The organism is Streptomyces daliensis, assembly GCF_054782395.1.
Map to the genome: position 1 here is coordinate 1 of NZ_BAAGSO010000016.1, position 13,180 is coordinate 13,180.

The following is a 13,180-nucleotide window of genomic DNA, read 5'->3' on the forward strand; positions in this document are numbered from 1 at the left end:
AAGAAACGGACGCTTCCTTTGTACTCACCCTCTCGGGCTTTCCTCCGGGCGCTTCCCTTTCGGTGTCTCCGACTCTATCAGATCCGTTTCCCGGCCGTTTCCGGCCGAAATCCGATTCCGACTTTCCCCTGTCGGCGGGGCCGCTTCTCTTTCGAATTCCCGGAGAACCGAGTCTCGTTTTTCCGAAGCGATGAAGAGACTAACTGTTGCTTGCGAGTTCGTCCAACTCGGGGCAACCGTTCGAATCTACTGCCCTGAAATCCCGCTGTCAACGCTTTTCCAGGGCGGCGAGAACAGTAACAGGTCCGCACGGGTGCATGCACATCAAGCCGCCGTAGGCACCTCGGCAGCGCGGTCCGCAGCACCCACATCACCCGTCTCTCCCGCCTTCGCCGCCCGTCCTCCGAGCACGTACACGTAGGCCAGGAAGGCGAGTTCGGCGACGACGCCGATGGTGACGCGGGCCCACGTAGGAAGGCCCGAAGGGGTCACGAAGCCCTCGATGACGCCGGAGACGAAGAGGACGGCGGCAAGGCCGATGGCCATGCCGATGGCGGCGCGGCCCTCCTCGGCCAGGGCGGTGCGGCGGCTCCGGGGGCCCGGGTCGATGACCGTCCAGCCGAGTCGCAGGCCCGTACCCGCCGCGACGAAGACTGCCGTCAGCTCCAGCAGACCGTGCGGGAGGAGCAGGCCGAGGAAGATGTCCAGGCGTCCCGCGGACTCCATCAGGCCGATGCCGATGCCGAGGTTGAGCAGATTCTGGAACAGCACCCACAGCACCGGGATGCCGAGAAAGGCGCCGAAGGCGAGGCAGATGGCGGTGGCCTGGGCGTTGTTCGTCCAGACCTGGGCCGCGAAGGACGAGGCGGGGTGGCTGGAGTAGTACGACTCGTACTGGCCGCCGGGGCGGGTCATCTCGCGCAGCTCGTCAGGGGCGCCGATCGACGCCTGGACTTCGGGGTGGGTGCCTATCCACCAGGCGATGAGCGCGGTTATGACGACCGAGAGGAGCGTCGTCGGCACCCACCAGTGGCGGCTGCGGTAGACGGCCGCGGGGAAGCCCGCGACGAAGAAGCGCCCCGCGTCGCGCCAGGAGGCCGTACGAGGGCCCGTCACGGCGCTGCGGGCGCGCGCGACCAGAGCGGTGAGGCGGCCGGTGAGGGCCGGGTCGGGGGCGCTCGACTGGACCTGGGAGAGGTGGGTGGCGGTGCGCTGGTAGAGGGTGACCAGCTCGTCGGCCTCGGCGCCCGTCAGTCGGCGGCGCCGGTGCAGCAGTTCTTCCAGCCGGTCCCACTCCGCGCGGTGGGCGGAGACGAAGACATCCAGGTCCATGGGGAGAGCTTGGCAGACAGCAGCGGGCTGGCGGCAGACTGTTCATGGTGCGCTTCAGCGCCAGAGGCACGGATCTGTGGGGCGGGGCCATCAAACAGCGGGGCCGCGAAAGGCCATGAGGGAGGACGCGCCGGTGAGTGAACTTGTGACGGGGGACGCGGTCGTACTGGGGCTGCGCCCCGCTCGGCTGCCGTCCAGGGCTCTGGCCGTCTTTCTCGACCTGCTGCTGGCCTGGACCCTCTACGTGCTGCTGTCCCTCGTGCTGCTCGCCGCTACGGCCTCGCTCGACGCGGCTGCTGTGGCCGCCGTCCAGGTCGCGCTGTTTCTGCTGGTGCTGGTCGGAGTGCCGATAGCCGTGGAGACGCTGAGCCGGGGGCGTTCCGTGGGGAAACTGGTGTGCGGGATGCGGGTGGTGCGCGAGGACGGAGGGCCGGTGCGGTTCCGGCACGCGTTGGTACGCGGCGCGATCGGGGTCGTCGAGATCCAGCTCTCCTTCGGTGTATTGGCCTGTGCCGCGTCGCTGGTGTCCGCGCGTGGCCGTCGGGTGGGCGATGTCTTCGCGGGGACCCTGGTCGTGCGGGAGCGCGTGCCCGTCGCGCAGGGGGCGCCGGTGCCGCCTCCGCCGCCGTGGCTGGCGGGCCGGTTCGGGGAACTGGATCTGTCGCGCGTGCCGGACGGGCTGTGGCTGGCCGTACGGCAGTACCTGATGCGGGCCGGGCAGCTCGATGAGGCGGTGAGCCTGTCGATGGCCCAGCGGCTCGCCTCGGACGTCGCCGCCTGGACCGGGGCTCCGGTGCCCGAGGGGGTGCCGCCGACCGCTTATCTGGCCGGTGTGGTCGCTGAGCGGCAGACGCGGGAGTCGCAGCGTGCCTTCGGCGCGGGGGCCGCTGCCGCGCCTCCTGGCGCGCCGGGCGGCTACGCAGCGCCGTCGGAGCCCGCCCCGGGTTCCGGTGCCGCGACGGGCTGGGTGACGGAGCCGGGGGACGGTGCGGCGACGACCGGTTCGCAGGCTGTGCCCGGGGCCGCCTCCGCGGAGATCGCGGGCGGACAGGGGCAGGTGCCCGCGGAGCCTCCGCGGGCGCCCGCGTCCGAGCGGCCGGGTACCGGGTTCGTGCCGCCGACCTGAGTGGCCGCGGCCCGGCGCGTACGGGGTGCCCTGAGCGGGTGCGGGCGCTGAGGGCTCAGCCGAACGTCGAGGGCGGGGATTCGAGGTCTTCCAGCTCGATTCCCGGGGCCGCGAGGACGACGTCGCCGGCGAGGTGGACGTCGTGCGTCTCCCCCGTCTCCAGGTCGCTGACCTGGTAATTCTCCACCGTCAGAGGGCCGTTGTCAGTGGCGTGTGCTTCAGTTTTCAGCAGCGCCCAGGACTGGTCGAGAGTGCGGGGAGCGAGGACGGGGGGTGTGAGGGCGACGAGGCGGACGCGGGTGGCCGGGGCTCCGGGGGCCGGTCGCAGCAGCCGTGAGGTCGCGATGAGAAACGCCGGGGACGCGCCCGTGAAGGAGTGCGCGGGGACGTTGCCCTCTTGAGCGAACTCGCCCGTGGGGTCGCTACGGACCCAGGTGACGCCGTCCAGCGCCGCACCGCGGACCTGCCAGCTGGCGGCGTGGAGTTCGAGCCTGATGGGGCGGCCGAGATCGTCGAGGGTGAGGTCGACGGAGCCCGCGTGGTCGCCGGAGGGGGTGGTGATCTGGGAGACGTAACGCCAGCCGGAGGGGCCGGTGGCGCAGTGGAAGTGTTCTTCTCCGAGGGGGGTGTGGTCGTGCGGATCATGGAGCGAATACCGGCCGCGGGGCATGGGGCGACTCTACGTGCGGGGGCGCGGCGGTAAGCCGAAGACCCCCCGCCACGGGGGCGGGGGGCCTTCTTCCGCGAGCTGTCGGCTCAGCGCTCGCCGGTCACGGGGCCATCAGGCCGCAGGGGCGGGCGAGCGGGGTGCCGCTCAGTAGCGGTAGTGGTCCGGCTTGTACGGGCCCTCGACGGGGACACCGATGTAGTCGGCCTGGTCCTGGCGCAGCGTGGTCAGCTTGACCCCGAGTGCGTCCAGGTGGAGGCGGGCGACCTTCTCGTCGAGGTGCTTCGGAAGCACGTAGACGTCGGTCGGGTACGACTCCGGCTTCGTGAACAGCTCGATCTGGGCGATGGTCTGGTTCGCGAAGCTGTTGGACATCACGAACGACGGGTGCCCGGTGGCGTTGCCGAGGTTCAGCAGACGGCCCTCGGACAGGACGATGAGGGTCTTGCCGTCCTTGAAGGTCCAGGTGTGGACCTGCGGCTTGACCTCGTCCTTGACGATGCCGGGGATCTCGGCGAGACCGGCCATGTCGATCTCGTTGTCGAAGTGACCGATGTTCCCGACGATCGCCTGGTGCTTCATCTTGGCCATGTCCGAGGCCATGATGATGTCCTTGTTGCCCGTGGTGGTGACGAAGATGTCGGCGGTCTCGACGACATCGTCCAGCGTCACGACCTGGTAGCCGTCCATGGCCGCCTGGAGGGCGCAGATCGGGTCGATCTCCGTGATCAGGACGCGGGCGCCCTGGCCGCGGAGGGACTCGGCGCAGCCCTTGCCGACGTCGCCGTAGCCGAAGACGACCGCGACCTTGCCGCCGATCAGGACGTCGGTGGCGCGGTTGATGCCGTCGATCAGCGAGTGGCGGCAGCCGTACTTGTTGTCGAACTTCGACTTGGTGACGGAGTCGTTGACGTTGATCGCCGGGAAGAGGAGGGAGCCCGCCTGCTGCATCTCGTACAGCCGGTGGACGCCGGTCGTGGTCTCCTCGGTGACGCCGCGGATCTCGGACGCGAGCTGCGTCCACTTCTGCGGGCTCTCGCTGAGGGTGCGGTTGAGGAGCTGGAGGATGACGCGGTGCTCGTCGTTCTCGGCGGTGTCGACCGAGGGCGCCGCACCCGCCTTCTCGTACTCCACGCCCTTGTGGACGAGGAGGGTGGCGTCACCGCCGTCGTCCAGGATCATGTTCGGGCCGCCGGTGGGGGTGTTCGGCCAGGTCAGAGCCTGCTCCGTGCACCACCAGTACTCCTCCAGGGTCTCGCCCTTCCAGGCGAAGACCGGGACGCCCTGCGGGCTGTCCGGGGTGCCGTTCGGGCCGACGGCCACCGCGGCGGCGGCGTGGTCCTGGGTGGAGAAGATGTTGCAGGAGGCCCAGCGGACCTCCGCACCGAGGGCGACGAGGGTCTCGATCAGCACGGCCGTCTGCACGGTCATGTGGAGCGAGCCGGTGACGCGGGCGCCGGTGAGGGGCTTGGCGGCCGCGTACTCCTCACGGATCGCCATCAGGCCGGGCATCTCGTGCTCGGCGAGCTTGATTTCCTTGCGTCCGAAGGCTGCCAGAGAGAGGTCCGCGACCTTGAAGTCCTGGCCGTTGGAGGTCGTGGAGGTCGTCGTCATGCGAGCTGCTCTCCTCGAGGGGTTGTGGCTTCTGGTCCGTGCTGCGGCGCATGGGCACTCGTATGCGAAGCGATGCGCGAGTGGCAAATACCGCCGCCCTCGCGCACCCGCATGGACATACGGGTCCCCGGGTCGCAGCCCAGTCCGTCGGAGGCCCTCTCTCCCTCGGTGGCCCGTCGTGCGGGCCAGCCGACCGCCATCAGCAGCGACGTCTGTGCTCTACGAATCTACACCGCCCGTCCAGTCGAGCGGATTGCTTAGGGTGTGGGCAAGGGTGACACTGGGTCGGTTTTCGGCCGCCCGAGAGGTCGGCTGGGGAGGTCCGGTTCGCGCCAATCCCCGTATGTCCCCCACATCCCCCCACGCAAAGCTGGACAAGCAAGGAGAAACGACGTGACCAGTTCTGCCGACCCCCGCGACGAGGCGGGGAAGGCGGCCGAGTCGGGGCTGAAACTGCTCGCCGTGACCGCGTGCCCCACGGGCATCGCCCATACGTACATGGCCGCCGAGAAGCTGACGCAGGCCGCGGAGGCGCGCGGCATCGGCATGAAGGTGGAGACCCAGGGATCCATCGGGGCCGAGAACGTCTTGACCGACAACGATGTCAACCAGGCGGACGGGATCATCATCGCCGCCGACAAGGACGTCGACCGCAGCCGTTTCACCGGCAAGAGAGTGCTGGCCGTCGGGGTGTCCGAGGGGATCAGCGATCCGGACGGGCTGATCGACAGGGTGCGCGAGGCACCCGTGCACGGGGGCGAAGCGGACGGCGACGGTCCGGGCTCCGGGGCCGGGTCCGCCGGTGCCGGGGCCGGGGCCGGTGGAGGCGGGGGCGGGGGCAAGGAGCGCAGCGCCGTGTACAAGGCGCTGATGAACGGGGTCTCGTACATGATTCCGTTCGTCGTGGTCGGCGGGCTGCTGATCGCGGTGTCGCTCGCGCTCGGCGGTACGCCGCAGGCCGACGGCGGCCTCGTCATCCCCGACGGCTCCTTCTGGAAGCACGTCAACGACGTCGGCACCATCGGCTTCACGCTCATGGTGCCGATCCTGTCCGGCTATATCGCCTACGCGCTCGGGGACCGGCCCGCGCTCGTGCCCGGCATGATCGGCGGCTGGATCGCGAACACCGGTGAGCTGTACGACTCCAAGTCGGGCGCGGGCTTCATCGGGGCCATCGTGACCGGTTTCCTGGCGGGCTATCTGGTCCAGTGGATCAAGAAGGTCCGGGTACCGAAGTTCGTCCAGCCGATCATGCCGATCATCGTGATTCCGATCCTGTCGACGACGGTGCTCGGGCTGTTCTTCATCTACGTCATCGGGCGGCCCATCTCCTGGCTCTTCGAGAACCTCACCGAGTGGCTGGGCGGCATGACCGGGGCCAGTGCGGCGGGGCTCGGCATCATCCTCGGGCTGATGATCGCCTTCGACATGGGCGGGCCCGTCAACAAGACCGCGTTCCTGTTCGGCACCGGCCTCGTCTCCAAGAACCCCGAGGTCATGGGCATGTGCGCCGCGGCCATCCCCGTACCGCCGCTCGGTCAGGGGCTGGCCACGCTCATCCGGCGGCGGTTCTTCAGCGAGCAGGAGCGGGAGACGGGCTACGCGGCGCTGTTCATGGGCTTCTTCGGCATCACGGAGGGCGCGATCCCGTTCGCCGCGGCCCGTCCGGCGCGGGTGATCCCCGCGAACATGCTGGGCGGCGCCGTCGCCGGTGCCGTCGCCGGGCTCGCGGCGGTCAAGGACAACGTGCCGCACGGCGGGCCGATCGTGGCCGTGCTGGGCGCGGTCGACGGGGTGGCGATGTTCTTCGTCGCCGTGGTGATCGGTACGGCCGTGACGGGGCTGGCGACCGTCGCGCTGCTGTCGCTGGGCAAGGGTGCGGGCGCGGGCGCGAAGGCCCCCGCCCCCGCCTCGGCTGCGGCTGCCGCTCCCGCGAAGGCCGAGCCCGCGCTCGTGGGTGCGGGTGCTGGTGCTGGTGCTGATACGGGTGCCGGTACGGGTGCGGGCGCGGGGCCCGTCGGCGCTGCGTCTCCGTCTCCGTCCGTGTCTCCGTCGGACTCCGTCGGCGCGCCGGACGGGGAGCCCGAGGTGCTCTCCGGCTACCTCACCGGGCAGACCGTCAAGGAGCGGCTGAACGCGGACGGGAGGGCGGACGAGGACGGGAAGGTGGCGGCCATCCGGGAGATGGCGGAACTCCTCGCCGGCACCGGCAAGGTGACCGACACCGACGAGCTGGTCCGTGTCGCGCTCGCCCGCGAGGAGCAGGGCACCACGGGGCTCGGTGAGGAGATCGCGATCCCGCACGCCAAGACGGACGCGGTGTCCGCGCCGGTCGTGGGCTTCGCGCGGGCGCCCGAGGGCATCGAGTGGGGCGCGCTGGACGGTACGAAGGCCAAGCTGGTCTTCATGATCTCCGTGCCCGAGGCGGCGGCGGGCGACGAGCATCTGCGCATCCTCGCGCTGCTGTCCAGGAAGCTGATGGACCCCGGCTTCCGGCAGCGGCTCCAGGACGCCGAGGGCAAGGCCGCGATCCTGGAGATCCTCGCCGAGATCCAGTGACCCGGTGACCCGGTGACCGGTGCGACACCGCAACGCGAGAGGGGCCCGCCGTCCGGTCGGACGGCGGGCCCCCTCGTCGGTCACAGCTCCGGTGTCCCCGGACCGGACCTCAGTCCCGCTTCTCCGACGGACCCGACGGACCCGACGGCACGGCCGTGGACCCCGGAGGCGTGCGGAGGATGTCCGGCTCCAGGTAGATCGCGCGGGCGATCGGCACCGCCGCGCGGATGCGGTCCTCCGCCGCGTCGATCGCGCGGGCGACCTCCCCGGCCGTGTCGTCGTGCTGGACGGCCACCTTCGCGGCGACGAGCAGTTCCTCGGGCCCGAGGTGCAGCGTCCGCATGTGGATGATGCCCGTCACCGTCTCACCGTCGACGAGCGCGGAGCGGATCTTGTCCCGCTCGGCGGGGTCGGCCGACTCGCCCAGGAGCAGCGACTTCGTCTCGGCCGCGAGCACGATCGCGATCAGCACCAGCAGTACGCCGATGCAGAGGGTGCCGATGCCGTCCCAGACGCCGTCGCCCGTCGCCAGCGCCATGCCGACGCCGCCGAGCGCCAGGATGAGGCCGACCAGCGCGCCCAGGTCCTCCAGGAGGACGACGGGCAGCTCGGGCGCCTTCGCGCGGCGGATGAACTGGCCCCAGCTCAGCTTGCCGCGTACCTCGTTGGACTCCTTTATCGCGGTACGGAACGAGAACGCCTCCGCGATGATCGCGAAGACGAGCACGCCCACCGGCCAGTACCAGTGCTCCAGCGAGTGCGGGTGCTTGATCTTCTCGTAGCCCTCGTAGAGCGCGAAGACGCCGCCGATGGTGAAGAGGACGATGGAGACGAGGAAGCCGTAGATGTAGCGCTCACGGCCGTAGCCGAAGGGGTGCTCCTCGCTCGCCTCCTTCTTGGCCTTCTTGCCGCCGAGCAGCAGCAGTCCCTGGTTGCCCGAGTCGGCGAGCGAGTGGACGCCCTCCGCCAGCATCGAGGACGAGCCACTGAAGGCGAAGGCCACGAACTTGGCCACCGCGATGGCCAGATTGGCTCCGAGCGCGGCGACGATCGCCTTGGTTCCCCCTGATGCACTCACTGACGAAACACTCCTCCGTTGTCCGTGGGGCGGGCGCCCCGTACCGCCCTGTCAGACGGCCACTGTGGCGCGGAAGAGCGTACCGTCACCCGAGACCCGGACCTGCTCCCCGGCCGGTACGAACACGGACTGCCCCTTCTCCAGGACGAGTTGCCCGGCCTCCTCCCCCGTAGGCGCGGCCAGCACGCTGCCCTCCGTACAGAGGAGGATCTGGGGCGTGCGGGCACCGAGCGCGCGGGGCTCGGCGCCGGGGGCGAGGACATAGCGGGAGAGCGCGAACTCGTCGGTCGGCGTCTCGTAGCGCTCGGCGCCGTCCGGGCCCGCCTCCGGGCGCAGCACGGCGGGCGGCGTGGCCTCGAAGCGGACGACGCGCAGCAGTTCGGGCACGTCGACGTGCTTCGGGGTGAGGCCGCAGCGCAGCACGTTGTCGGAGTTGGCCATGATCTCGACGCCGAGGCCGTCGAGGTAGGCGTGCGGGACGCCCGCGCCGAGGTAGAGGGCCTCGCCCGGCTGGAGCCGCACGTAGTTGAGGAGCATGGCGGCGATGACGCCGGGGTCGCCGGGGTAGTGGCGGGCGACGGAGGCGTAGGCGGCGTACGCGCGCGCATGCGGGTTGCCCTGACCAGGCTCGCGGCCGTCGGCCGCGCCGCCGTCAGCGAGCTTCGACGCCGCGGCGGCGGCCTCCGCGACCGTGCGGGCCATCTCCTCGCGCTCGGCGGTGAGCACCGCCGTCAGCACCTCGCGCAGCGCCTCGCCCTCCGGGCGGGCGCGCAGGATGTCGACGAACGGCTTCAGGCCGTTCACCTCCAGCCCCGCGAGCAGGTCAGCGGCCTCCTCGGCCGGGCGGAAGCCGCACAGGCCGTCGAAGGGGGTGAGGGCGCAGAGGAGTTCGGGCTTGTGGTTGGCGTCCTTGTAGTTGCGGTGCGGTGCGTCGGCCGGGACGCCGCGTGCCTCCTCGTCCGCGTAGCCCTCCTTCGCCTGCGACAGGTCCGGGTGCACCTGGAGCGAGAGGGGCGAGGCGGCGGCGAGCACCTTCAGCAGGAAGGGCAGCCGGGGGCCGAAGGCGCGTACCGACTCGGGGCCCAGCTCGCCCTCCGGATCGGCCCCGATGACGTCCGACAGCGCGACGTACGCGCCGCCGCCCGACCGGTCCGCGACGCGCGAGGGCGCGCCGGGGTGGGCGCCCATCCACATCTCGGCCTGCGGCTCGCCCGTGGGCTCGGTGCCGAGCAGTTCCGGGATGGCGGTGGTGGATCCCCAGGCGTAGGGACGGACGGTGTTGGTGAGGCGGTCCATAGGGTGCTGCTTCGCTTCCTCGGGGTCTGCGGGGCCTGCTGGGTCTGCGGGGCCTGCGGGTCAGCAGGGTCAGGATCAGGTCAGGATCAGGTCAGGCCCATGATGACTCGCCGCCGGCGAGCGCGAGGTAAACGGCCGCGAAATCGGTGGTGGCGATCAGCTCGGCCGCCGTCTCCAGCGGCCCGCTCCCCTCCGTCGCCTCCAGCTCGCTGAGGGGCGCGTCGTGCGCGTACGCGAGGTCCCGTGCCGCGACGAGCGCGGAGTCACCCGTCAGGCCCTGTTCGCGGAGCAGGACGACGCGCACGTGCAGCGCTTCCGGATCCTCGACGCGGTCCCGGAAGAAGTCGTCGGGGTCGGCACCGGCCGAGAACGTGCCCTTGAGCAGCGCCCCGTGCGCCGTCATCGCCTCCGGCAGTTCGGCGGCGAGTGCCGGGCGGCCGGCGAGCGCGGTCAGCGCGGTCGAGGCGTGCCGTGCCACGGCTCCCGCGACCGCGCCCTCGCTCCACAGCAGCGGGAGCGCGCCCGCCAGTTCGGCGGCGAGCGTCTTCGCGGTGTTGCCGAACGTCTCGACGGCGGGCCCGCAGCGCTCGGCGACGCGGTCGAGGCGGTCGGCGACCTCCGACAGCGCGGCGTGGTCGGCGGCGACGAGCCCGAGCCTGTCGGTGAGGACGAGCAGCGGGGTGAGCAGTCCCCACAGGGTGCTGGGCGCCATGGGGAGGGGCGCGCGGGGTGCCGGAGCGGCCGGAATGTCCAGCTCGTGCTCCGAAGGCGGCCCGGAGAGGCCGGCGAGCCCGGGGCCGAGCCCGTCGGCGGGCTTTTCGGGGTGGGCGAGGGGCGCGGGCAGCGACTCCTCGACGGTCTCGTACGCGTCGTAGGGGCCGGGCGCGAGCGGGACGGACAGGCCGCGGGTCTCCCCCACGGCCGCGCCGAGCGGCGTGGCGGGCGGCGCGACCGCGACGACGGTGCAGCCGCGCCGGTACGCCTGCTCGACGAGCAGGGAGAGCCCGGCCTCGGCGCCGTCGGGCGTCACGAGGAGGAGCAGGTCGAGCGGTCCCGCCCAGCCGGGCAGCGACCAGCTCAGCGCGCCGGGCGCGGCGAGCGGCCCCGTGGGGCGGAGCGCGGTGACGGGGGCCGCGCCGTTGCCGAGCGCGCCGAGCAGGTCGGCGACGCAGGCGGCGACGGGTCCAGGGCCCGCGACGAGGACCGCGCGGGGACGTCCGTCGGGGCGCAGTTCCGTCAGGCCCGAATCGGCGGCCTGCCGCAGTCCCGTGCGGACCCGCGCGCCCGCTCCGGCCGCGCCGCGCAGCAGGCCGCGGGCGTCGGCGCGTGCGAGTGCGTCGGGAGCGTCGAGGAGTGACTCGTCGAGCATCTTCCGGAGCCTCCGATCGGAGCTGCTGCTGCCGTGGCGATGGGTGGTGCGGTGCGGCTGTGGCTCGGGATGCGGGCTTGCCGGCTCAGCGGCCTCGGCCGGGGCGGGAGCGGGCGCCGGGGCGAGGGCGAGGGAGGGGCCCGGTCAGGCGGGGCGGCGTGCCTCGTCGACGAGGAGGACGGGGATGCCGTCGCGCACGGGGTACGCGAGGCCGCACTCCTTGCCGCCGGTGCAGATCAGCTCCTCGCCCTCCTCGCGGAGCGGCGAGTGGCACGCCGGGCAGGCGAGAATCTCCAGGAGACCGGCTTCGAGCGGCATTGACGTCCCTTTCAGACTTCCAGATCCAGGCTTTCAGCGGCAGGCGCGGCTGTGCGGTCAGCGTACCGCCGGGTGCGGCGCGCCGGACGGCCGAGGCCGCGCGCCCCGCCGCATGCGCCGCGACGGGGCACGGCTCGACGGGCACGGCTCGACGGACGCGGCGGCGGCCAGGGCACCGGAGCCGGGGCGCCCGTCCCAGGGCCGCGCCCAGCGCACCCGTGTCCCGAGAGCCCCGCGCCCCGCGCCCCCGCCCCCGCGCCGAACCGGACCCGGACCCAGGCCGGGACCAGAGCCGGGACCCGGGCCCGGGCCCGGCCCAGAACCAGTACCGGGGCCAAGCGCCCCGCTACCCCCGCACCAGCGCGAGCACCTCGTCCCGCACCCGCTCCATCGTCGCCGTGTCGCGGGCCTCGACGTTCAGCCGCAGCAGGGGCTCGGTGTTGGAGGCGCGGAGGTTGAACCACCAGTCGGCAGCGGTGACCGTCAGGCCGTCCAGTTCGTCGAGTTCCACGTCGTCGCGGCCCTCGTAGGCGGCCCTGACGGCGGCGGCGCGCGCGGTCTGGTCGTCGACGGTGCTGTTGATCTCGCCCGAGGCGGCGTAGCGGTCGTACTGCGCGACCAGCGACGAGAGCGGCCCGTCCTGGCCGCCGAGGGCCGCGAGGACGTGGAGCGCGGCCAGCATGCCGGTGTCGGCGTTCCAGAAGTCGCGGAAGTAGTAGTGCGCCGAGTGCTCGCCGCCGAAGATCGCGCCGGTCCTGGCCATCTCGGCCTTGATGAAGGAGTGGCCCACGCGGGTGCGGACGGGCGTGCCGCCGTTCTCCTTGACGACCTCGGGCACGGACCAGGAGGTGATGCAGTTGTGGATGACGGTGGCGCCGGGGTCCTTGGCCAGCTCGCGGGCCGCGACGAGCGCGGTGATCGCCGACGGGGCGACCGGCTCGCCCTTCTCGTCGACGACGAAGCAGCGGTCGGCGTCGCCGTCGAAGGCCAGGCCGATGTCGGCGCCCGTCTCCTTGACCCGCTTCTGGAGGTCCACGATGTTCTTCGGGTCGAGCGGGTTGGCCTCGTGGTTCGGGAAGGTGCCGTCCAGCTCGAAGTACATGGGGTCCAGCTCGACGGGCAGCCCCTCGAAGACCGTGGGCACGGTGTGGCCGCCCATGCCGTTGCCCGCGTCGACGACGGCCTTCAGCGGCCTGATGGACGTGAGGTCGACGAGGGAGCGCAGGTGGGCCGCGTAGTCGGTGAGGACGTCGCGCCGGGTGAGGGTGCCTTCGGGCGCGTCCGTCGCGGGCGGCGCGCCCGCCGGGCTCCACTCCTCGGCCAGGGCGCGGATCTCGGCGAGCCCGGTGTCCTGGCCGACGGGCGCGGCGCCCGCGCGGCACATCTTGATGCCGTTGTACCGGGCGGGGTTGTGGCTCGCGGTGAACATCGCGCCCGGCATGTCCAGGTCGCCGCTGGCGAAGTAGAGCTGGTCCGTCGAGCACAGCCCGATCTCGGTGACGTCGGCGCCGCGCCCGGCCGCGCCCCGCCCGAAGGCCCGCGCGAGTCCCGGCGACGAGGGCCGCATGTCGTGCCCGATCACGATGGCGCTCGCGCCGGTGACCTGGACGAAGGCGGCGCCGAACAGCTCGGCCAGCGCTTCGTCCCACTGGTCAGGTACGACGCCGCGCACGTCGTACGCCTTCACGATCTCCGACAGATCAGCCACGGCCAGCCCTCTCATGGAGTCCTTGGGGTCCTCGGGGTCCTCATCGGCCCGATGGGGCCCCAAATCTACCCGCCGAGCCTGGCAGGACTCTTGGCGGACGCTGTGTCTCGCGG

General features: G+C 72.0%; 10 protein-coding genes. 2 read left to right on the forward strand and 8 right to left on the reverse strand.

Annotation, left to right across the window (positions count from 1 at the left end):
• Positions 1-324: 324 nt before the first annotated feature.
• Positions 325-1,332: a stage II sporulation protein M gene (locus ACYVOO_RS04700; protein WP_461014372.1), complete on the reverse strand. Its 1,008-nt coding sequence runs from the start codon at positions 1,330-1,332 to the stop codon at positions 325-327.
• Positions 1,333-1,465: 133 nt separating this feature from the next.
• On the opposite strand from ACYVOO_RS04700, the gene ACYVOO_RS04705 reads away from it, so the two are divergent.
• The gene (locus ACYVOO_RS04705) at positions 1,466-2,458 is read left to right on the forward strand and encodes an RDD family protein (RefSeq protein ID WP_461014373.1); all 993 of its coding nucleotides are present in this window, start codon (positions 1,466-1,468) and stop codon (positions 2,456-2,458) included.
• 55 nt (positions 2,459-2,513) lie between these two features.
• Here the strand turns inward: ACYVOO_RS04705 and ACYVOO_RS04710 are convergent, their stop codons facing one another.
• Entirely contained in the window at positions 2,514-3,128 is a 615-nt protein-coding gene (locus tag ACYVOO_RS04710; protein ID WP_461014374.1) for a hypothetical protein, read from the reverse strand.
• Between the two features lie 144 nt (positions 3,129-3,272).
• Positions 3,273-4,739, reverse strand: a complete 1,467-nt coding sequence (ahcY, locus tag ACYVOO_RS04715; RefSeq protein WP_453351292.1) for an adenosylhomocysteinase — start codon at positions 4,737-4,739, stop codon at positions 3,273-3,275.
• Positions 4,740-5,132: 393 nt separating this feature from the next.
• Between ahcY and ACYVOO_RS04720 the strand changes: the two genes are divergently transcribed.
• Positions 5,133-7,298, forward strand: a complete 2,166-nt coding sequence (locus ACYVOO_RS04720) for a fructose-specific PTS transporter subunit EIIC (protein WP_461014375.1) — start codon at positions 5,133-5,135, stop codon at positions 7,296-7,298.
• Between the two features lie 109 nt (positions 7,299-7,407).
• Here ACYVOO_RS04720 and ACYVOO_RS04725 read toward each other — a convergent pair whose 3' ends face one another.
• From ACYVOO_RS04725 to ACYVOO_RS04745, 5 genes are all read right to left on the reverse strand, one after another.
• Complete coding sequence (locus ACYVOO_RS04725; protein ID WP_461014376.1) at positions 7,408-8,376, reverse strand: cation diffusion facilitator family transporter; 969 nt, start codon at positions 8,374-8,376, stop codon at positions 7,408-7,410.
• Between the two features lie 51 nt (positions 8,377-8,427).
• Entirely contained in the window at positions 8,428-9,672 is a 1,245-nt protein-coding gene (gene manA / locus ACYVOO_RS04730) for a mannose-6-phosphate isomerase, class I (protein WP_461014377.1), read from the reverse strand.
• Positions 9,673-9,763: 91 nt separating this feature from the next.
• Complete coding sequence (locus ACYVOO_RS04735; protein WP_461014378.1) at positions 9,764-11,041, reverse strand: SIS domain-containing protein; 1,278 nt, start codon at positions 11,039-11,041, stop codon at positions 9,764-9,766.
• A 144-nt stretch (positions 11,042-11,185) separates the two neighbouring features.
• Positions 11,186-11,359, reverse strand: coding sequence for a Trm112 family protein (locus ACYVOO_RS04740; protein ID WP_453350822.1), 174 nt, complete (start codon positions 11,357-11,359; stop codon positions 11,186-11,188).
• Between the two features lie 346 nt (positions 11,360-11,705).
• Positions 11,706-13,067, reverse strand: coding sequence for a phosphomannomutase/phosphoglucomutase (locus ACYVOO_RS04745; protein WP_461014379.1), 1,362 nt, complete (start codon positions 13,065-13,067; stop codon positions 11,706-11,708).
• Positions 13,068-13,180: the final 113 nt, after the last annotated feature.